Here is a 19,852-nt window from a genome sequence, read left to right as displayed (position 1 = left end):
AAAATGTTATCGTTAACATTTTATTTTATTGTAGTCTGAATTATAAACATTTGCAACATATTTCCTTAAATTCTCTTTAAGTTCAAAAGCCCTTCTAAGGAAAGAAAGGCTTTTGAATCAATTTTGGACCTTCTATTGTTTTTAACAAGAAACTTTCTTTACTGCAATATTCCGTCAGCGAGAAACTTCCAAACTTTGTTTCTACAGAAATATCAACTCGACTTGGTAGATTATTCAAATTAGCTAACAACTCTGTCGCTTTTTTTATATTTATTGCATCTTCTTTATATAAAATAACGTCAACATCACTTGTCGCTTTTACAGTTTCTACTCCTGTAGCTAACTCAAAACCAACGCTTCCTCCAAGTCCCCACCGTTCTTCAGTTTGTAGAAGCTCCCTCACTTGCTTTAGCGTCTGAAAGGCTTTTAAATGTTGTCTTTCCTTTGATGGAAAACTCTCTTGTAACTGAATAGGTGAAATCACCTCACTAATGACACTCTTACTTATATAAAAGCCAAATCGTTCACTTCGCTTTTTTCCCCGCACACCAACAGGTATATATTCTCCCCCAAAAGGCACTCTTCGTACGACAACATACGGAGAAGCTTGAAGAGAATTCTGTGCCCACTGTGGTAATTCGTTCTCTTCTGTTAAAAATCCATCTCTTAATGAAGAAAGTTTAATTAAATCATGTGGTTTTAATTCCATTGTTTTTTCATTCTTTCTCTTACCTCAATAGAGGCTTTTCGTCCGCCTAAAAGAGCTTCCTTTGTTTCCAAGCGAATGGAAAGGGAACGATCATTTCGGTTTTGAACATCGTGAATACTAGTTATAAGCGCGTCTTTAACAATATGAATATCTTCTTCTGAAGGATCATCTCCATTGATATTTGTTATAAGCTGTGAAAGAGCACCAAGCGTTTTGTAAGAATGAATATCATAAGCCATAGCAGGAACCTTCTTTGTTGCTTCTTCAAGCTCTCTAATCGTTCTTTTTGTAATACGCGCTGCTGACTTTTTTGACATCGCTTGTACATTAATTTTATCATCATCTATTGAAAGCAAAACATTAGCTTGAAGACCTAGTGCTAAAAAAGCACCTGAAATAGCGTTTCCTGGAATAAATCCAATCACTGGATGACCGCAAAGTCTTGCTTTTGCTAACATGTTTACAGAAGCAGCAAGAGCTACATTAATGCCAAGCACTTCTTCTTTGTAGCCGTAAGCTTGTGATGGAACATCAATAACAGCAATAATAGCCCGCTTTTTTTCATTCTTCTCATCTCTTTTAATAAACTCTTGCACCGTTTGTGCAATTTTCCATCCTTCATATAAACCGACTTCACCGTGACGGGCTCGCTTGAATCGGCTATAACAATCAGGAACTACTGCTATATAGTTTTCATTTTCATTACTATGTGAAAGAACGGTAGAGGCCCATCCAGAAGGACTTTGAACGCTTGTTAATGCTTCAAACCACTTTCTTCCTCGGCTTTGATCTTCTTTTTGATCACTCCCTTTTACTCTCTCTTTAGGGAGTTCCTCTACCTCTTGTTCTTTTAAATGATGATACAGTTTCTCATAATCTTTCGGAGTAAAGGTATCTTGTGCAAATGCTTTATTAATTAATGTTAAATAGAAGTTAATTTCCTCTGTCCGATTTTTAACAGGATGTTCTTTCATCGCTTTTTTGACGTTTGAAAGGATTTCATCAATATCGTCTTCAACAAGCGTGTCTACAAGACCTGTTTTGACTCTTTGTGTTCCGCCGATCATTTCCCAAATCATTTTTTTATCGCTTGAATCAAGTTCTCTTACTCCTGCTTCTTGTTCAATAACTTCAGGTCCATTTAAACCATAGCGTCCACTTGGTGTAATCATAACGTGAGAAAAAAGAGCTGCTGTAATCGACATCCCGCCGAATCCACCAACTTTGCCTGGGATGATTCCAATTGTTGGAACATATTCATTTAAAGCAACAATGGCTCCTTGAATTTCTGCAATTGATAGAAGTCCATAGTTTGCTTCCTGAAGCCGAACACCTCCTGTATCAAATACAACGACAGGTACTATTTTCTTTCCTTCTCTGTTGTCTTTTAAAGCAAGCTCAAGCGCACCAGCAATTTTAGCTCCCGATACTTCCCCAATACCGCCTCCTTGAAATGCTCCTTCTATTGAAATCACAACAACTCTTTCTCCATCAATTTCACCTTTTATAACGATAACCCCATCATCATTTTGAGGAACGATTCCTTGTGGCTCGAGATGCGGAGACTTCATCCCTTCAAAAGGATCTAAAAGTTCAATTCCTGCCCCACTGTCTAAAATTGCTTTTGCTCGTTCACGTCCGTTTAATTCGATGAAGCTTTCTTTCAATTTACTCATGTTCACTCACCTCTAACACTTGAGCTAAACGCAGTCCTACAACACCAGGAGTTGCTCCAAAGTCGTTTATTGTGAATATTCCTATTACCTCATTTTTTATAAAAAAGCGCTCAAGCACAGCTTCCCACACTTCTTTAAATCCTTCACTTCCAGTTTTAATTGTCACGATTGCTTCCTTCTCTTCTGTTGGCTCAACAAGTATTTCTAGATCACCTGATGCAACAACCCCAATATGCGCACGTTTGGTTATTTTTCGCTTTCCTTCATAAACGTAACGAAGTGTTTCCATCTAAATTCCCTCCAATTCCTCTCTTCTCTAATTCATATAAAAAGAGACCTGCCGCTAGTAAATCTGCACTCCCACCAGGGGACACAAAAAGTGCTTCAACAAGGCTATTTAATTTTAGAAGACTTTGAAATCCTTCTCTTGTTCCAACTCCTCCATTTCGAAGAACGGCACGAGCCCCTTCTTTCACCTTTTCTAGAGCAAGAGTTCCTCCCCTATGAAGAATACACGTATCATCTAAATGTGCCATCACAGCCATCAAGGCATTTAAACGACTATGATTTATATTTTTTGTTTCTCTAAGCATTGGTAAAACAAATTTTATAATATGAGGAAAACCAGCTTTGGCTTCTCCTACAGCTCCATTTACTCCGTACTTTTTCTTTACTTTCGTTCCATTTGTTAACCTTTTTATCATAAAAGCATCCTCAAAACGAGCAATTTTGCCCGCTCTTTTCGCAATTTCCTCTGAAGTGCTGTTTCCTTGTGAAGCAACACTTCCAATCAGTAAACCAAGAGACCAAATTGCTCCTTTATGCGTGTTTATTCCATTTGTTACAGCAAACATTTTTTCTTCTGCTTTCCTTCCTATTTCCCCTAATATCTCTCGCAACGATTGGGAGGGTTGTTTACCTTTAGCAGCTTGTGCCATTTCCACAAAAAAAGGATAAAGGGAACGAGCAGAAGCTTTCATCATGGCAAGTGTCAAATCATGATGAGAGCCGTTGTTTTCTTCATCAACTAGTCCTGGCTTAGGTGTTAAACACACTTCATCGACTAGCGCCTTTACAGCTAATGTCCCTAAATATTCACTCGTATTAAAAACGGCTATTTTCCCCATAACATCACCAGTTCTTAAATTTTTCAGGCGGATCGTAAAGACCGTCTGACCATTGAACCAATTCACGCACATTCTTAGCTGCAAGCAGGGAACGCTTAGCTTCTGTTCGTTTCACTTTTAAATCTTCCGGTAATGCGACAAGTCCTTTATCTCGCAGATTTTTCATTTCTTTTGGGCTTTGTTCGCGTCCGAGCTTTGTTACTCCAGCAATTGCCGAAAGTGCTTGTCTTCTTTCCTCAAGCCCTTCAGCTTTATAAAGATACGCAACTCCTTCTTCTGTTACAACATGTGTAACATCATCTCCGTAGATCATCACAGGAGTTGTTGCTAGATTTGCTTCATCACGCACTTTAATAGCATCTAATGATTCCACAAAAACAGGGGAGTTTCCTTGTCCATATGTTTCAAACATTTGCACAACAAGCTTTTTCCCTCTTTCCATACTTGAGTTTGTTGTAATCATATCTAACCAAGCTGGAGTTGAATGCCTGCGCCCATGTGGATTATGCCCCATGTTTGGCGCACCTCCAAATCCTGATAAGCGCCCTGAAGTTACTGTAGAAGAGTTCCCGTAATAATCCATTTGCAGTGTAGAACCAACAAACATATCTACTGCATATTGCCCAGCAACTTGACAAAGGGCTCGGTTCGAACGCATTTTTCCATCTTTCCCTGTAAAGAAAACGTCAGGACGCGCTGCTGTATACCTCTCCATTCCAACTTCCCCGCCGAAGCTATGAATGCTTTCAACCCAACCGCTCTCAATAGCGGGAATGAGTGTTGGATGTGGATTAAGCGTCCAATGTTTCGCAATTTTCCCCTTTAGTCCTAAAGATTCTCCATACGTTGGCAAAAGAAGCTCAATTGCTGCTGTATTAAATCCAATCCCATGATTTAAGCTTTGTACATTATGCTTTTCATAAATACCGCGAATAGCCATCATACCCATTAAAATCTGAAGTTCAGTTATGCCAGAAGGATCTCGTGTAAATAAGGCCTCAAGCTGATATGGTTCTGGAGACTGAACAACAAAATCCACCCAATCAGCAGGAATATCAACGCGTGGAAGCTCTTCGACAATTTCATTTACTTGAACAATAACAATCCCATCTTTAAAAGAGGCTGCTTCAATAATTGTTGGCGTTTCTTCTGTATTGCTTCCTGTATACAAATTCCCTTTTTCATCTGCTTTCTCAGCTGCTACAAGAGCAACTTTTGGAATTAAATCAACAAATAAACGTCCGTAAAGTTCTAAGTATGTGTGAATTTCCCCCATTTTCAACATGCCGTCTTCAATCATTTGCGCAACGCGTAGACTCTGTGGGCCAGCATAAGAAAAATCAATTTTACTTCCAATTCCTTTTTCAAAAAGAGTTAAATGATCAGGCCTTGAAATACTTGACATAATCATGTGAAGATCATGAATTTTTTTAGGATCCACACTATTTAAAGCTTCTGAAAGAAAAGATGCTTGCTTTTGATTATCCCCTTCAAGTACAACTCTATCACCGCTTGAAATAAGACACTCAAGGGCTTCTTTCATATTTTTGGCGTCAATAATTTTACCCTTTACAAGATGTTGTACAGACGCTAGCTTTTTTCTTTTCTCATCTCGTTTTGTCGTCCATGAACGATTCTTCATCATACTCACCTCTTATTATTTACTTTTGTATTTCTTTACTAGAAACAGAACATCATCTAATGAAAAGGATGAAAGAGGAAAAAAATGTCCTTCTGGGAATTTACGTTTGATAAGATCTACTAGCACATGGCCAGGAGCCATTTCAACAAATAGTTTTACACCAAGTTCCTTCATAATAGTGGAACAGTCGTGCCATAAAACAGGATGAGAAACGTTAAAAGCTAAGTCTTCCTTGACAGCTGAACCTGTTTGAAGTGGGCGAGCATTTTTATTTCCGATGAAAGGAACAGTAGGATCTGAAATTGGACATTTTTCAAGTGCATCAAAAAGCGTTTTCCCTACGTTGTCCATAAGTGGACAGTGTGAAGGAACTGTCATATTTAAAAACTTTGCCTTTGAGGCTCCCTGCTTTCTTGCTTTTTCTAACACAACTTCTATACCTATCCGCTTTCCTGAAACAGTATACTGATCTTCTGCATTTTCATTAGCTATATAAACAGGCGTTGTTTCATTATGAATAGACTCCACCATGTGAACTAACTTTTCCTTGTTCACCCCAACAACAACGCCCATGCCATATTCTTCTCCGCCAACGTTATCCATTAATTCAGCACGTTTTTTCACAACGTAAAGTCCATCTTCAAAAGATAGGACTTTTGCCGCTACAGCTGCAGCGAAACTTCCTATTGAATGCCCTGCAACAACATGTGGATAAATGTTTTCCTCCTCAAGATGAGCTTCTAAAACAACGCCTTTTATAAACAGGCTAAGCTGAGTACCAACAGATGTATTAATATACTCTTTATCATCAAGCAGAAGAGGATCGTGACCCAACCGATTTTGAGCTCTCTCGAGAAGTGAGGAAGTAAGAGTTGTTTTGGGGAGATCATCAAGCATCCCTTCATACTGCGTTCCTTGCCCTGGAAAAAGAAAAGCTATTTTGTTCACTGTTCCATCTCACCTCCTTAGCGTTATTTTCTAAAGGAAAGAACGCTCAAATTGTACGCAAAGCATTCTATTTATTATGTAATATCTTATTTTTAGTGTATTCTTCTCTTTTCTTTATGTAAAATATGGATTCGTTTATAATAGATATAACTCTGGGGTTATAAGTAAGAAAGGAGAAGCCTTTTCATGGATTTATTACAGCTTCGCTATTTTCAAACAGTAGCTAAATATGAACATATGACAAAAGCAGCAAAGTCTTTATATATTTCACAGCCTTCCTTAAGCAAAACGATTCGCACGCTCGAAAAAGAACTTGGTGTTGATCTTTTTTTGCGTAAAGGAAAAAGCATTAAGTTAAGTACGGCTGGAAGAGTGTACTTAGAACATGTGGAAAAAGCCCTTTATTCTTTAGAACAGGGAAAAAAAGCGCTGCAAGGGTTACAGCCACATGTCTTTGGAACATTACGTTTCTCTATACTTGTTGGTTCTCCTATTCTTCCTGAACTTCTTCAAAAGTTTAGTGAAATTCACCCTAAAGTGGAATTTCATATTAGCCAAAATATTGATGGTAGGGAAGTACCGGACTCATTTGATATTTGTCTTTCGTCTTCTCTTATCAATCTAAAAAATGTAGAAAGTACTCGTCTGTTTACAGAACGAATTATGTTAGGCGTACCCAAAAGTCATCACCTTGCTCAAAAAGAGACGGTCTCCCTAAAGGATATAAAAAATGAGCGCTTTATTTTACTAAATGAAAATAAAAATTTACGCAAAACAGCTCAGTCCATTTGTGAACTCGCTGGCTTTTCGCCTACCATCTCTTATGAAAGCGACAACCCGTCAACAGTAAGAGATCTTATTAACGCAGGGCTTGGCGTCTCGTTTATTCCGTCTATTACATGGCATAAAGTATTGAATTCAAGCGTCGTGTTATTACCAATAGAAGAGGCTTTTTCAGAACGAAACATTTACCTTTCGTTTCCGAAGGAAAAGCAGCATTCTAACGTTTCGTTGTCCTTCCAAACTTTCTTAATTGAGTTTTTTTCCAATCTTACATCTTCAAAAGACTTTAAAGATATATAAAAACTGTACCAATAAGTTATCAATCATAAAAAAAGCTCTTCCTCTAAAAGGAAAAGCTTTTTTGTCTATTTGTTAATGGTGTGAATGGTGATTACTTTCTTTCTCTTTTTCTGGTTCTAATGATTTTGCGTCCTCTTCTGAAAGCTCTCCAACAATCATCTGTTTTGTTGGCATAATGTGAAGGTTCTTTGTTCGAACATCTGCTTTAACGTAGTAGATTCCATCTTCACTAAATGTGTTTACTACTTCATATGTTCCTTTCGCTATTCTTTGTCCTTCTATCACTTTTTTATTCTCTTCCTTTCCCTTTTTCCATATTTCAACATTCATTTTCTCTAGCTCTTCGACTTTCTTATCTTCCTTTGTTACTTCTACTTTCAAGCCTACTTCCTCATTCGAATTCATAGTTTTAGGAATCATAATAACTGCTTTCAGCTTTTCTGACTGTCGATACAATTTAGCCGCATCAGAATCAACACTACAAGCTGAGAGCAAAAGTATAATAACAAAGCTCGAAAAGAGATAAAAAATTTTTTTCATCATTTACACCTCTGAATCTCTTATCTTTTGTCTCCCTAAGCGTTTAGAAATCTTTTTAATTGTGGTACTCTCTTGACCACGAAGAAATCAAATAGAAGTACAACAATAATTGAAATGCCCACAAGCGGAAACAAAATTCCCATTATAATAATGATAAAAGATAAAATTTTCATTTGTTTTGGATTTTCAGCTGCTTTTGGAGCCCCGAGCTTGCTTTTTGGCTTACGTTTCAACCAAAGATAAAAGCCGCTTAATACAACGCCTGCAATTCCTAAACAAACAAGAAGCCCTATAAGCTGATTCATAAGACCAAACTGTGTTCCTTTATGAATTGTGATACCAAAAGCAATCATTTTGCCTAACGGTTTATAGCTATCATATCGATAATCAGCAAGTACTGCTCCTGTGTATTGATCAATATGCATTGTCACTTCATCCTGTGCTTTAGGTGGAAATAGTGAAAGCGTATATACTCCATCACCTGTTTGCGGAAATATGACGTTGTATCCTTTTGTAACATTTTGCTCATCAGCTACTTTTACTACATCATCAATTGAAAGTGGCAAAAGGTCTTTTGATGTTGAAAGAGGAACCTTCATTGTCTCAGCTGCCCAAGGCACATCTGCAATTTCTTTTGTTTGTACATCAGACTTCGGTGCGTCACCAACCCAAACAGAAGGTGGATATCCAAGTCCTGCATTTGTTGTAATCTGCTGAAACGTATTCCCCCACAAACCAGACCATGGAAGACCTGTAAAAATAAGAAACAGTAAGCCTGCTGAAATCCAAAAGGCAGGTACTGCATGTAAATCTCTCGTAAGAACTTTCTTCCCCTTCGAAAAACGCGGCAGTACAACGCCCCAAAACTTTGTTTTTCTACGTGGCCACCATAAGTAAATACCTGTTACAACGAGAACAAGCCCCCAGCATGCAGCGAGTTCAACAATGCGATCTCCTATCGTACCTACCATAAGCTCTCCATGAAATTTTTCGATATTATCCATAAGACGGTCTTTATCATTTAATTGTCCAATAATTTCTCCATTGTGTGGATTCACAAAAATAGTATACGTTCCATCTCCTCTATGAACGCCTACTTCTGATGAACGAGTAGGTGAATCACTTGGACGATATTTATATACATGAGCATCTATATATTTCGATGTTACAGCTTCAATTTGTTTTGAAGGCAAGACGCTCCCCTCTTCATTTTCTACTTCATATAAATCTTGATACAAAAAGTTCTCAATCTGAGGTTTGAATAAATAAATTCCTCCTGTTATTGCTAATATAAGCAGAAAAGGAGTAAAAATTAACCCCGCATAAAAGTGCCATCTCCAAATTGTCTTATAAAAGGAGGAAGATGAAGTTTTTGCTGTGGGACGTTCATCCCGGTTTGAAGTTTTATCATCTGATGTCATTTTGTGTTCACCTTCTTAATTTTAAAATAGGTATTATTGTATAAAAAAACCAGAGCATTTTGGCCTATAAAAAAACAGCTAAACTGTTAATAGTTTAGCTGTTTTGAGGAGCAAAAAGAGATTTGTCTTCAACTTTGTGGGTCACAAAGGTTAAAACCAAGCCAAATAAAATCATTCCTGAGGCAATTAACGTAATAAGGGTAAAACTTGCTCCAACATTTAAAAAGACTGTGCTTAGAGTTGCACCAATTGAATTAGCTAAATTAAAAATAGAAGCGGCAATCGTCCCTGAAAGTGATGGAGCTTCCTTTCCAGCTAAAATAATCTTAGCATTTAAAATTGGCGTTGTACCAAAGGTTCCAGCCCCAAATAAAAAGCACATGACAAAGGCTACAAATTTAAATGGAATAAGGAAAGTAAACAAAGCAAGAACGGCTGCTAATCCAATAAGAACCATCATTAGTCTTTCTGTTAAAAGATGTGGAGGGATTTTGCCAGATGCAAAAGTGCCAATAACAGCACCAACTCCAAAAACAAAAAGACCAATTGTAATATTCGTTACATTAAAACCCGCAATTTGCGTAAGCATTGGTTCTGTAAATGTATAGGCTGTAAAAACACCTGAAAAACCGAAAACAATAATAGCAAGCACAAGTAATACATTCCGATTTTTAAATATTTTCAGCTCTGAACGTAAATTAGGGGCAACACCAACCTTTTGATTTGGAACAACAAGGATAAGACCAATAAGCGAAATAAAGCCTAACAATGCTACAAACCAAAACACATAGCGCCAGTCAAAAATCCCGCCAAGATAAGATCCAAATGGAACGCCCAACATAATAGCAATTGTTAGTCCACCTTGTACAGCGGCAATTGCACGGGTTCCTTTCTCGGGTGTTGAAAGCGTAAAAGCAATGCTCATACATAAACCAAAGAAAGGAGCATGCATAACAGCAGATAACAAACGAGATAAGACAAGCACCTGAAAGTTTGGTGCCGTAGCTGCGATAATATTACTTATAATAAACAAGCCCATTAAACCAAGAAGAAGAGGCTTTGATGGTAATCTGATTGTTGCAATTCGCAAGAGAGGACCGAATATTGCAACGCTTATTGCATAAACACTTAAAAGAAGTCCAGTTGTAGAAACATTCACATGTAAATCCTCAGCAAATTGAGTTAAAAGACCTGTTACAACATATTCAGTCATTCCAATAGCGAATGTTGAAATCATAAATACAGTTAAAATAATATTTCGAGAAGCAGAGAATCTGCTCATATTCTTCTCTCTCCTTTCACTCTATATTTTCATACAAATGACTAGGATATAGGATTTTTTCGTAAAAGTCTATAGAAATGCGGTCATTATAAAAAAATCTTTACAAACCTTCTCCACATTTTTACGTACCCTTATGAATTGTAGAACAAACAGTTTATCAATGAGAGGAAGAGGATTTCTAACTATACTACATAAAGAAGCTAGAAATTTAACGTCACCTATACAATAAAAAAAAGACGCTGTTTTTGCGCCTTTTTACGTTAATTTTTTATATGAACTAGAATGCATTACAAAATGAACACGATTTCTTCCATTTCTTTTTGCCTCAAACAAAGCCTCATCTGCTTCTCGAATCACATCTTTCAACGTTGAAGATGAGGAATGGTACGTGTCATCAAAGCAGGAAATGCCAAAGCTTGATGTAACATTGATTTTTGCTCCTTGGACAATAACAGTTTTTTGCTCTATTTTTTGATGAACTTGCTCCCCCCATTCATACGCTTCAACAAGGGAAACATCAGGAATATAAATAATAAATTCTTCCCCTCCATATCTTCCTATAAACCCCCTATTTATTAAAGGATCTTTTGCAAATTTAGAAATACCCGTTAATACAGCATCACCTGCTTCATGACCAAATGTGTCATTCACACTCTTAAACCGGTCCACATCAAACATGATAATACAGGCTTGCCCACCATATTGCTGAAACTTTAGAAACTGTGCTTTTGCTTTCTGCATAAAAAACGTACGATTTAAAACTCCTGTTAATCCATCAATGCTTGCAAGATGTTGAAGTTTCTCTTGAAGAATCACTCGTTCTGTGATGTTACTGAACGTTACAATAAATCCAACTTGAAACCCTTGCTGATTTTGAATAGGAGAAAATCGAACGTGAAAATATTCTTCTTTATTTTCTTGTATCATTTTATAGTCACAGTCTTTTCTTTCTTCCATAATGCAAAAAAGGTCCACGTTATCTCTCACAATTTGTAGGACACTCGTTCCAATAGAGCATTTGCTAAGAGCGGGTATAATAGACGTCATCTTTTGATTGTAATCGACAATATGAGTCTGTTGATTTAACACAATAACGCCTTCTTGCAAACTCTCAAAAACACGATCTCTCGCAATTGGCGCAACATTAAACATTTCAAACATAAAAAGAGCTATACCGTGGAAAAGAAACGAAATACTCATTGAGATTGGTCCAAGGTCGATCCCATAGGAGCTAATTCCATTCAAATAACAATAATTTGCTATCATGGGGACAAGCAAGCCAAAAGACATAAGAAGAAGCTGTATTTTGAAACGAAGTTGTGCTTTTTTTATTTCTATCAGCAGCACAATTGCTCCTGTTACAATACACGCAAACATAAAAATGAATGAAGATAAAAAAAGGTCCGTGTTCTAGGTTTGCAACTGGAAATGGCGCATCCGCTCTTAAAGAAACAGTCGTATAGTAAAGATGGTGGAGATCATTCGTGCGATGAGTGGAATAGCTAATAAAATATAACGAAGCCACACGCTAATCTTCTTGCCTATGTATTCAAAACACATGAGTAAAATAAAGGGAGGAATAAAAGGCAATGCTAAATATTCCATCCCTACCCAAAACTTTATTTGCACCAATGAAGTGCTTTTAAGTTCAAAAACGTAAGAAAAAGTGAAAAAGATGGACAAAAGCGTCACAAGTGTATAGGAAGTAGCATCAGGTGCATCTTTTATTTTAAAATAAGAATAACAACAAAGAAAAAAGCTTAATAAACCTGCAGCTGCTACACCAGTAATATATATTCATAATTCTTCCACGATCCGTTTCCTCTCAACAGTTAAAAAGAACTATTTTTTGTTTCATTATATAGCAAATCTCTACTTATTGACTAGTTTTTAATTTATTCTCTTATTTTATTTCTTCTAGCTCATCTTCTGTTACCCATTTGTGATTTTTCACTTCTTTTCCTGATATTTTTGATGTATAGCTTACCGTATAAACTGTCGTTTCCTTAGCGGACACAATCGTTGCCTCTGCTCCCTTCATCCCTTTCATATGTTTTGCTTCAAGAATAACTTTATCTCCTTTTTCCATCGTTTCGTTTCCTGCATTTTTTATCTCTTCTTGAATCACCCATTTATGGTTTTTGACCGTCTTCCCTCCTGTTGTTGGCTTATATGAGACAACATAAGCTACTGTGTTATAGGCCCCTTCAATTGTTGCTTGTGCTCCTTTCATTCCTTCCATATGACCTGATGTAATAATAGCTTCACTTCCAATTTTAAAATGAGGGTGTTTTTCCTTTTGTAAATCTTCAGGGACTTTCTCGGTTCCGCTGTGCTCTTCTTTATGCTGATGTTCATCCTGCATTGTTGTCTCTTCTGTAGCCTTTGAATCACTTTTCTCACTACACCCGCTAAGACTTATACTAGCTGCTAATCCTATCAAACCAAGCTTTTTATACATCATCACCACTCCTCTCTTTATTCTCTTCCACAATATACCCTATACGGGTATAAAACAAGCTATAATATACCCATTTTCTTTTAAAATCGAGGGTTTGTTAAAAATTTCTAAATTATCATTTTAAAAAATAAGCAAAGACATTTAAAGAGGCGAATGACCTTTTTCTTTTGAAAAAAAGCTAAAAATTTTTCTCTTTACAAATTAAATTTTTAGCAGTATATTACCTATGAAAACATCATATTGAAATTCCATTTCACCTTATATCGCTTAATCTGTAAGGAGTGGGGGACCCAATTTTTTGTGCTTTGTCACTAGGGGTGAATCCTTTTAAAAAGGTAGGGCTACTCTAAAGGCCCGAATCCGACAGCTAACCTCATCAGCGTTTATAGAGAAGGTTTGCTTTATGCTGCTTAATATGAGCGCTAAGGAAAACCTTAGGGCTCTTTTTTGCGCTCTTTTTTAAGCCTAGTAAACACTTCCTTCATGAAATGGCAAAATCTTAGGAGGAAAAATAATGAACTATTCAGCTCTTAAAAAGTGGTTAATTGGAAAGCCTTTAAAATCAAACGAGCTTGGAGAACAAAAGTTAAGCAAACTAAAAGCGCTTGCTATTCTCTCGTCTGATGCGCTATCTTCTGTTGCATACGGTCCTGAACAGATTTTAATTGTTCTTGCAACAGTTGGGGTTATCGCATACTGGTATTCTATTCCAATCGCTATTGGAGTCCTTGTTTTACTAATGGCGCTTATTCTTTCTTACCGTCAAATTATTTATTCTTATCCTGAAGGTGGCGGAGCTTACGTTGTATCGAAAAAGAACTTAGGAGAAAATCCTGGCCTTATTGCAGGTGGCTCACTTTTAGTTGATTATATTTTAACCGTTTCAGTAAGTATTGCAGCTGGAACAGATGCCCTTACATCGGCTTTTCCTGCCATTCACGATTATAAAGTACTTATCGCTTGTATACTCGTTATTGTTATTACTCTTTTAAATTTACGAGGTGTGACAGAATCGGCGTCTGTCCTTGCTTATCCTGTGTACCTCTTTGTAATTGCTCTTTTAATCTTAATTGCAGTTGGTCTTTGGAACATTACAACAGGGCAAACTCCCCCTGTTACACATACAGCAATGGGTACAGCTGTTCCTGGAATTAGCTTATTTCTTCTATTACGAGCTTTTTCATCAGGATGCTCAGCTCTTACAGGAGTTGAAGCTATCTCAAATGCGGTAACAAACTTTAAAAATCCTGCTGCTCGAAACGCAGTCAGAACGCTTAGCGCAATGGGAATCATTTTGGCAATCCTTTTTTCAGGAATTATTTTTTTAGGCTATTGGTATGGCATTTCTCCAAAAGGAAATGAAACAGTTGTCTCCCAAATCGCAGCTGAAGTTTTGGGAAGAAACGGATTATACTATTTCGTTCAGGGAACGACAGCCTTGATTCTAATTCTTGCAGCAAATACAGGATTCTCAGCCTTTCCTCTTCTAGCTGTTAATCTTGCAACAGACAAATATATTCCGCGAATGTTCACTATTCGTGGAGACCGATTAGGATATTCAAATGGAATTGTGACTCTTGGTGCTGCTTCTATTTTGCTTATTGTTATTTTCAATGGCCAGACGGAAAAACTTATTCCGCTCTATGCTGTTGGTGTATTTATCCCTTTTACACTTTCACAAACAGGGATGATTGCAAAGTGGCTGAAAGAAAAGCCTAAAGGATGGCAAGGAAAAATGATCATTAACCTAGTCGGCGCTCTTATTACATTTATTGTACTCATTATTTTCTTTACAACAAAGTTCACTCAAGTGTGGGCAGTACTCATTTTCTTACCAGTTATGGTTCTGACTTTTCATCGTATTAAACGTCATTATGAAGCAGTTGGTGAACAGCTTCGCATTTCAGATGACGATCAAACCACATTTGCTTTATCAGGAAATGTAGTGATCATTCCTGTCGCAGGAATGACAAAAGCTGTAGAACGTTCATTAAGTTATGCAAACCTTATCGGAGATACCATTATTGCTGTTCACATTGCTTTTGATCGTGAAAGTGAAAAAGTACTTGAAGAAAAATGGAAAAGAGTACATCCAGACATTCGACTTGTTACGTTTTATTCTCAATATAGAAGCCTTGTCCGTCCGCTCTTGCGGTTCATCGACATTGTGCAAGAAAAATCAAAAGATAGCAATATGGCAGTAACAGTCCTCATTCCACAGTTTATTACAAGCAAAAGCTGGCACAATATGCTTCACAATCAGTCCAGTTTATTGTTGAAAGCACATTTGCTTTATCGAAAAAACGTTATTGTAACAACTCTTCCATTCAAATTTAAGAAATAACTAAAAAAGGAAAGCGTATTTTTCATCATAAATACGCTTTCCTTTTTGCTTACTTCTGATATTATGACTTCCCCCGCATAAATTTCCAGTAATTGAAAAAGATAAAAAGAAGCTTATTTTATAAAAGGAGGGTATTTATGAAGTTTCTCTACCCCGTTTTTATCCTTCTCTTTTCTTTACTAAATAGAAGAAATCTTTTTTGGTATGAAGGTACTATTTTTCCTTTTTTCCCGTTTAAGCAGGTTAATCCCGATAATCTCATCTCCTATAAACCGCTCTCTTTTTCTAAACAAAACAGATTATCAGAAAGAGCTTGAAAATGGAGAGAATTTTTTGGAGTATTGCTTTCCCAGGGTTTGGTCAATTTTTAAACGGGAAATATATAAAAGGAATTACATTTATCATTTTAGAACTAGTAATTAATGTAAGAGCAAATTTTAATGAAGCAATTTACTATAGCTTTCTAGGAAAAATTGAGAAAGCTTCTGAAACAGCTGAGATAGGATGGCTCATGTTTTATCCTTGTATCTATTTTTTTGCAATGTGGGATGCCTTTAAAGATGACGGTGGTGGGAAACATCCGTTAACGTTCCTTCCCTTTGCCTTCTGCGCTTACTCTGTAACAGTTGGACTTATGTATTATTCAAAAATTGAAATTGCTCACCATAATTTAGGACCTGTGTTTCTCCCTATGCTCTTTGTTATTCCAGGAATTTTAATAGGGCTGTTGCTCAAAATACTGCTATCTTTTTTGCTAAACGTAAAAAAAGAGCAGAACTAATTCTGCTCTTTTTATTACATTTGATTTGGTCTGCTAGTTCCCGTTTCAACAGGTTTAAGCTCTGGAGAAGCTTGTTTTTGTGGAGGGTTGTCCACATTTCCGCTCATTGTTTTGTTCTCGGACGCTTGAGGATATGCTTCAGCAGCTTGTGAACCTGCTTTTGCTACTTTTGAACCTACCTCTTTAATATCTTCTTTAGAATCTTTGACTGTTGAAACTGCATCTGAAGAAATGTCTTTCACTTCTTCTACTTTGCTAAATACGTCTTCATTAAATTTAGCATACAAATCTTGTGCATCACTAATAGCATCTTTTAGAGTCGTTGAAGCCGTCTTAAAACGGTCAATCATTTGATTTTTTGTTTCTTGAGGATTTTCTTTTACATTCACTAACATTTCTTTTGAAGAAGCAGTCATTCCCGACGCTGCCTTTTTCACTTTGCTGCGCGTTGTGGAATCAAAAAGAGTAAGAGCTCCACCAATAATTCCACCAATAATGATTCCTTTTAAAAGCTTACTATTTGCTTCTTGATCCGTATATTCTTTATACATTTGTTTGTTCATCCTTTTCTCCTCCTCTTTTTATCGCTTAACTTACTATATCTCTTCCCCATTCTTACTAAGAGTAAACCAAAAAGCATTTCATCACGAAATGCTCTCTATTTAGCTGCAATACGCTCGTATACATCTCTTAGCGTTTCACACCCTGATTTCTGAACTTTTTTAACATATGTGCACCACAGCTTTGCTGTAAGCTTTGCGTCTCCAAGTGCATGATGGCGATTCTCTACAACGATGTTATTATCAAGGCACCATTCTTCAAGCGGCTTATTATCATCTTTTTCATCAGCAATTCGATATAAAAAAGAAGTATCAATAATTCGGTGTTTTAAAGGTGCGCGAAATAGCTTCCAGCTTACATGCTGCAAAAAATTCTTTTCATGATTTGCGTGATGAGCAACAATTGGCATATCTCCTGCAAAAGAAAAGAAGTCAATGAGCACATCTGATAGAGAAGGAGCATTTTTGACCATTTCTTCATTAATTCCCGTTATCTCTTTGACCTCTTTTTTTAAGGTTCCTTCATATCGAACAAGCGAATAAAATGATTTCGCTTCCATCATTTCTCCCTTTTCTACTTTCACAGCTCCAATAGAAAGAATTTCATCCCCTTTGTTAGGAAAAAAACCGGTTGTCTCTAAATCCAACACAACGACGTCAAGTTCACAAAGAGGCACATTCAACGCTCTTTCTACATCAAGTTCTCGTTGAAGCTGACGCAAATAAGCTATTTGCTGAGAACTCATCCCTTGAGCTCCGCCAAAAATACTGGCGTTTAGCTTACCATGCATCTCCCTCATAAAATGAATAAACGGCTCAAACCCCATTATCTAACATCCTTTTTTGATAATCTTTTGTACATATTCATGTAGCTTTCTCCCATTCTTCAAAATGTGCTTTACTTCTTTTTTTTCATCTTTGCTCAACTTTTTAATATTTAAGTAATGTACTTCATCATATGTTGTAGATGCTTTAAAAAGCGAGACTCTATAGCTTAACAGTCGTTCAAAATCCTCGTAGTACGGTTTCAGCTCTTTATAGCAAGGAAACAAGCAAAGTTCAGAGAGCCTTTCTAAAGTTGACGTTGCATGAATACCCTCCTTAATTGATAAAAGACGAACGCTGTTTACATATGGCATAAAAGCAGCGTTTTTAATATGAATAGAGTCTTTATGTGCCCCATTATCTTCAACAAAGATTTGCCCAAATGGACCAACCGCTTTTTTCACATGCATCATATTATCTAAAAAACGCCTTAATAATGTGGGATGTTCTTTTTTAAAATCATGCACTTTGTTTTTTAATGTTGTGATGTACTTCTCTTCTCCAACAAGGGAGCGAGCATCATAGAAAATTTGCAAATAGCGCATACTCTCCCAACTTTGTGAATCCATCCATTCTAGAAGCTGTTCTTCCCACTCCTCTAACGATTTTCTCCATACTTTATTTGAACTCATTACATTTCCTTCGCAATAAGGATAGCCAACTTCATTTAAACCAAATGAAAGTTCTTCTCCAAGAGATTTAAAATATGTTTCATACTTTTTGCTTTTCGTCTCATATACAAGTCCATGATCTTGATCACTTGCAACACCTTGTTCACGCCTTCCAGCACTTCCGACTACAAACCATAAAAAAGCACATGGTGGTTCACCACTTTGCTTTTTTATCGTTTGAAAAGCTTTGTTAAACACCTTTCTCATCAGCTCATCGTGAAATTGATTTAACTTCTTGTTATCTGTCAAATAAGCTTGAATGTGTTCGGAACGCCATTCTTTTAGTTCTTTGTACTGAGCTTCATTTTGCACTGTGCCACTTCCTTTTCTTATACTAAAAGGGAACACTTTCTATTGAAATGAAAGAAAATCCTCCACTTTCTTTTATGGAGGATTTTCTTTCATTTATTGCAAAGTTTTCTCTTTCTTTATGAACTAAGCTTATTGTTTTCTTTTTGAGTTGTAAAGGCTTCAGGATATCCATAGCTCCCATGCTCGCTCATATCTAATCCCATAATTTCTTCCTCTTCTGTTACGCGAAGTCCTCCCATTACTTTTTTAACAATAGCTAAAATAATGAAAGAAACAACAAAAGCATAAAGAGCAGAAACAGCTACACCTGTGAATTGAACGCCAAGTTGGTCAAATCCACCACCGTAGAACAAACCTGGTTTTCCAACTGTAGCAAGTTCAGGCGTTGCGAAAAATCCCGTTGATAATGTTCCCCAAACCCCCGCTACACCGTGAACAGATAAAGCAAAAATCGGATCATCAATACGTCTTCTTTCAAAGAAACGTGCACTATAAAATACGATAAGTCCACCAATGAAACCAATAACAACAGCTGCCCACGTGTCAACAAATGCACAAGAGGCCGTAATGGCAACAAGTCCTGCTAATGCGCCGTTTAAGATAGTTGGAACATCTGATTTTCCAAGCACAAGCCATGAGATAAGAAATGCAGCAACAGCTCCAGCTGCAGCAGCAAGGTTTGTATTAAGAGCAACAAATCCAAAAAAGCCATCTGCTACAGAAACTGTACTTCCCGCATTAAAACCGAACCATCCTACCCATAAAATGAGCACTCCTAGAGCTGTAAACACTTGGTTATGACCATAAATGTTGTTTGCTGAACCGTCTTTATTATATTTGCCAATACGGGGTTTTAAAAGAATCGTTGCTGCTAGCGCAGCCATAGCGCCTGTTAAATGAACAACCGTTGATCCAGCAAAGTCTTGCTTACCGTGCTCAGCTAACCAACCTCCGCCCCAAATCCAATGCGCAACAACCGGATAGATAAGTGCCGCAAATAAAATAGAGAAGATAAAATAAACCGACATTTTTGCTCGCTCTGCAAACCCACCTAGCGCGATAGTTAACGAGATGCCAGCAAAAGCTAATTGAAAGACAAAGAATACAGCCGTTGAAAGTCCTTGCCCTTCAATTTCATAACCGGAATAGAAAAAGTGAGATAAACCAACAAGAAAGTTTGCATTATCTCCAAAGATAAAAGCAAATCCAACTGCCCAAAAGACAAGGGAAGAAATGCCGAATGTAAAAATTGTTTTCCCAGCAATATGGCCGGCGTTTTTCATTCGCGTTGATCCTGCTTCAAGAAGAATGAATCCACCTATCATAAAAATAACTAAAATTGCTCCAAGCATAACCCAAACGCTGTTCATCAAAAATTCCATATCCATGTGATTGCCCCCTTTTTTCATCACAAATCTCTTTAGTTACATTAAGTGTTACTTTTCCTTACATTTAATGATTTAATTTTAT

At 37.0% G+C, this 19,852-nt stretch carries 18 protein-coding genes, 1 pseudogene and 1 riboswitch; of the genes and pseudogenes, 3 read left to right on the top strand and 16 right to left on the bottom strand.

What is annotated here, in order from left to right; genetic code table 11:
- Nucleotides 1-94: 94 nt before the first annotated feature.
- Genes MOC86_RS02850 through MOC86_RS02825 form a run of 6 tightly spaced genes read right to left on the bottom strand, consistent with a single transcriptional unit; the run spans nt 95 to nt 6,102 of the window.
- Complete coding sequence (locus MOC86_RS02850) at nt 95-709, bottom strand: malonate decarboxylase holo-ACP synthase (protein WP_268582622.1); 615 nt, start codon at nt 707-709, stop codon at nt 95-97.
- Nucleotides 700-2,385: a biotin-independent malonate decarboxylase subunit beta gene (gene mdcD / locus MOC86_RS02845; protein ID WP_268582620.1), complete on the bottom strand. Its 1,686-nt coding sequence runs from the start codon at nt 2,383-2,385 to the stop codon at nt 700-702. Before mdcD ends, MOC86_RS02850 begins: the two co-directional genes overlap by 10 nt.
- The gene (locus MOC86_RS02840) at nt 2,378-2,674 is read right to left on the bottom strand and encodes a malonate decarboxylase subunit delta (protein WP_268582619.1); all 297 of its coding nucleotides are present in this window, start codon (nt 2,672-2,674) and stop codon (nt 2,378-2,380) included. The genes mdcD and MOC86_RS02840 overlap by 8 nt, the downstream gene beginning before the upstream one ends.
- Complete coding sequence (locus MOC86_RS02835; RefSeq protein ID WP_268582618.1) at nt 2,649-3,512, bottom strand: triphosphoribosyl-dephospho-CoA synthase; 864 nt, start codon at nt 3,510-3,512, stop codon at nt 2,649-2,651. The genes MOC86_RS02840 and MOC86_RS02835 overlap by 26 nt, the downstream gene beginning before the upstream one ends.
- 4 nt (nt 3,513-3,516) lie before the next feature.
- Complete coding sequence (mdcA, locus tag MOC86_RS02830) at nt 3,517-5,154, bottom strand: malonate decarboxylase subunit alpha (protein ID WP_419146597.1); 1,638 nt, start codon at nt 5,152-5,154, stop codon at nt 3,517-3,519.
- Nucleotides 5,155-5,169: 15 nt separating this feature from the next.
- Entirely contained in the window at nt 5,170-6,102 is a 933-nt protein-coding gene (locus MOC86_RS02825) for an ACP S-malonyltransferase (RefSeq protein WP_268582616.1), read from the bottom strand.
- Nucleotides 6,103-6,288: 186 nt separating this feature from the next.
- On the opposite strand from MOC86_RS02825, the gene MOC86_RS02820 reads away from it, so the two are divergent.
- Entirely contained in the window at nt 6,289-7,185 is an 897-nt protein-coding gene (locus MOC86_RS02820; protein ID WP_268582615.1) for a LysR family transcriptional regulator, read from the top strand.
- Nucleotides 7,186-7,257: 72 nt separating this feature from the next.
- Here MOC86_RS02820 and MOC86_RS02815 read toward each other — a convergent pair whose 3' ends face one another.
- The 6 genes and pseudogenes from MOC86_RS02815 to MOC86_RS02790 form a co-directional block, all read right to left on the bottom strand.
- Nucleotides 7,258-7,725, bottom strand: coding sequence for a FixH family protein (locus MOC86_RS02815; protein WP_268582614.1), 468 nt, complete (start codon nt 7,723-7,725; stop codon nt 7,258-7,260).
- 35 nt (nt 7,726-7,760) lie between these two features.
- A complete protein-coding gene (locus MOC86_RS02810; protein WP_268582613.1) occupies nt 7,761-9,146 on the bottom strand; it encodes a PepSY-associated TM helix domain-containing protein in 1,386 nt (461 codons plus the stop codon).
- A gap of 94 nt (nt 9,147-9,240) precedes the next feature.
- Nucleotides 9,241-10,428, bottom strand: coding sequence for an MFS transporter (locus tag MOC86_RS02805; protein WP_243513627.1), 1,188 nt, complete (start codon nt 10,426-10,428; stop codon nt 9,241-9,243).
- Between the two features lie 255 nt (nt 10,429-10,683).
- Nucleotides 10,684-11,355 (bottom strand): GGDEF domain-containing protein, encoded by a 672-nt coding sequence (locus MOC86_RS02800; RefSeq protein ID WP_268582866.1) that lies wholly within the window; start codon nt 11,353-11,355, stop codon nt 10,684-10,686.
- Between the two features lie 219 nt (nt 11,356-11,574).
- Nucleotides 11,575-12,219: pseudogene (locus MOC86_RS02795) on the bottom strand (histidine kinase N-terminal 7TM domain-containing protein); the annotation flags it as partial.
- 112 nt (nt 12,220-12,331) lie between these two features.
- Complete coding sequence (locus MOC86_RS02790; protein WP_268582612.1) at nt 12,332-12,889, bottom strand: YdhK family protein; 558 nt, start codon at nt 12,887-12,889, stop codon at nt 12,332-12,334.
- 254 nt (nt 12,890-13,143) lie between these two features.
- Nucleotides 13,144-13,287: riboswitch (cyclic di-AMP (ydaO/yuaA leader) on the top strand.
- A gap of 116 nt (nt 13,288-13,403) precedes the next feature.
- On the opposite strand from MOC86_RS02790, the gene MOC86_RS02785 reads away from it, so the two are divergent.
- Nucleotides 13,404-15,233 carry an APC family permease gene (locus tag MOC86_RS02785; RefSeq protein ID WP_268582611.1) on the top strand — a complete coding sequence of 610 codons (1,830 nt, stop codon included), beginning with the start codon at nt 13,404-13,406 and terminating at the stop codon, nt 15,231-15,233.
- Nucleotides 15,234-15,552: 319 nt separating this feature from the next.
- Nucleotides 15,553-16,014, top strand: coding sequence for a hypothetical protein (locus MOC86_RS02780; protein WP_234962031.1), 462 nt, complete (start codon nt 15,553-15,555; stop codon nt 16,012-16,014).
- 14 nt (nt 16,015-16,028) lie between these two features.
- Here MOC86_RS02780 and MOC86_RS02775 read toward each other — a convergent pair whose 3' ends face one another.
- The 4 genes from MOC86_RS02775 to MOC86_RS02760 all read right to left on the bottom strand — a co-directional run bounded on the left by MOC86_RS02775 (nt 16,029) and on the right by MOC86_RS02760 (nt 19,770).
- Nucleotides 16,029-16,577, bottom strand: coding sequence for a hypothetical protein (locus MOC86_RS02775; RefSeq protein WP_268582610.1), 549 nt, complete (start codon nt 16,575-16,577; stop codon nt 16,029-16,031).
- A gap of 95 nt (nt 16,578-16,672) precedes the next feature.
- Nucleotides 16,673-17,401, bottom strand: a complete 729-nt coding sequence (locus tag MOC86_RS02770) for an exonuclease domain-containing protein (protein WP_268582609.1) — start codon at nt 17,399-17,401, stop codon at nt 16,673-16,675.
- A gap of 3 nt (nt 17,402-17,404) precedes the next feature.
- The gene (locus tag MOC86_RS02765) at nt 17,405-18,382 is read right to left on the bottom strand and encodes a DUF294 nucleotidyltransferase-like domain-containing protein (protein WP_268582607.1); all 978 of its coding nucleotides are present in this window, start codon (nt 18,380-18,382) and stop codon (nt 17,405-17,407) included.
- 116 nt (nt 18,383-18,498) lie between these two features.
- Entirely contained in the window at nt 18,499-19,770 is a 1,272-nt protein-coding gene (locus MOC86_RS02760; RefSeq protein WP_124050337.1) for an ammonium transporter, read from the bottom strand.
- Nucleotides 19,771-19,852 lie beyond the last annotated feature (82 nt).

The sequence above is a fragment of the Priestia endophytica genome (genome assembly GCF_026790145.1).
GTDB classification, from domain to species: Bacteria; Bacillota; Bacilli; order Bacillales; family Bacillaceae_H; genus Bacillus_I; species Bacillus_I endophytica_A.
This window is presented reverse-complemented; position numbering and strand designations above follow the sequence as displayed.

Coding starts and splice junctions, on each gene's coding strand:
- MOC86_RS02850 (WP_268582622.1), bottom strand. CDS start 709: ATGGAATTAAAACCACATGATTTAATTAAACTTTCTTCATTAAGAGAT.
- mdcD (WP_268582620.1), bottom strand. CDS start 2,385: ATGAGTAAATTGAAAGAAAGCTTCATCGAATTAAACGGACGTGAACGA.
- MOC86_RS02840 (WP_268582619.1), bottom strand. CDS start 2,674: ATGGAAACACTTCGTTACGTTTATGAAGGAAAGCGAAAAATAACCAAA.
- MOC86_RS02835 (WP_268582618.1), bottom strand. CDS start 3,512: ATGGGGAAAATAGCCGTTTTTAATACGAGTGAATATTTAGGGACATTA.
- mdcA (WP_419146597.1), bottom strand. CDS start 5,154: ATGAAGAATCGTTCATGGACGACAAAACGAGATGAGAAAAGAAAAAAG.
- MOC86_RS02820 (WP_268582615.1), top strand. CDS start 6,289: ATGGATTTATTACAGCTTCGCTATTTTCAAACAGTAGCTAAATATGAA.
- MOC86_RS02815 (WP_268582614.1), bottom strand. CDS start 7,725: ATGAAAAAAATTTTTTATCTCTTTTCGAGCTTTGTTATTATACTTTTG.
- MOC86_RS02810 (WP_268582613.1), bottom strand. CDS start 9,146: ATGACATCAGATGATAAAACTTCAAACCGGGATGAACGTCCCACAGCA.
- MOC86_RS02805 (WP_243513627.1), bottom strand. CDS start 10,428: ATGAGCAGATTCTCTGCTTCTCGAAATATTATTTTAACTGTATTTATG.
- MOC86_RS02800 (WP_268582866.1), bottom strand. CDS start 11,355: ATGATACAAGAAAATAAAGAAGAATATTTTCACGTTCGATTTTCTCCT.
- MOC86_RS02790 (WP_268582612.1), bottom strand. CDS start 12,889: ATGTATAAAAAGCTTGGTTTGATAGGATTAGCAGCTAGTATAAGTCTT.
- MOC86_RS02785 (WP_268582611.1), top strand. CDS start 13,404: ATGAACTATTCAGCTCTTAAAAAGTGGTTAATTGGAAAGCCTTTAAAA.
- MOC86_RS02780 (WP_234962031.1), top strand. CDS start 15,553: ATGGAGAGAATTTTTTGGAGTATTGCTTTCCCAGGGTTTGGTCAATTT.
- MOC86_RS02775 (WP_268582610.1), bottom strand. CDS start 16,577: ATGAACAAACAAATGTATAAAGAATATACGGATCAAGAAGCAAATAGT.
- MOC86_RS02770 (WP_268582609.1), bottom strand. CDS start 17,401: ATGGGGTTTGAGCCGTTTATTCATTTTATGAGGGAGATGCATGGTAAG.
- MOC86_RS02760 (WP_124050337.1), bottom strand. CDS start 19,770: ATGGATATGGAATTTTTGATGAACAGCGTTTGGGTTATGCTTGGAGCA.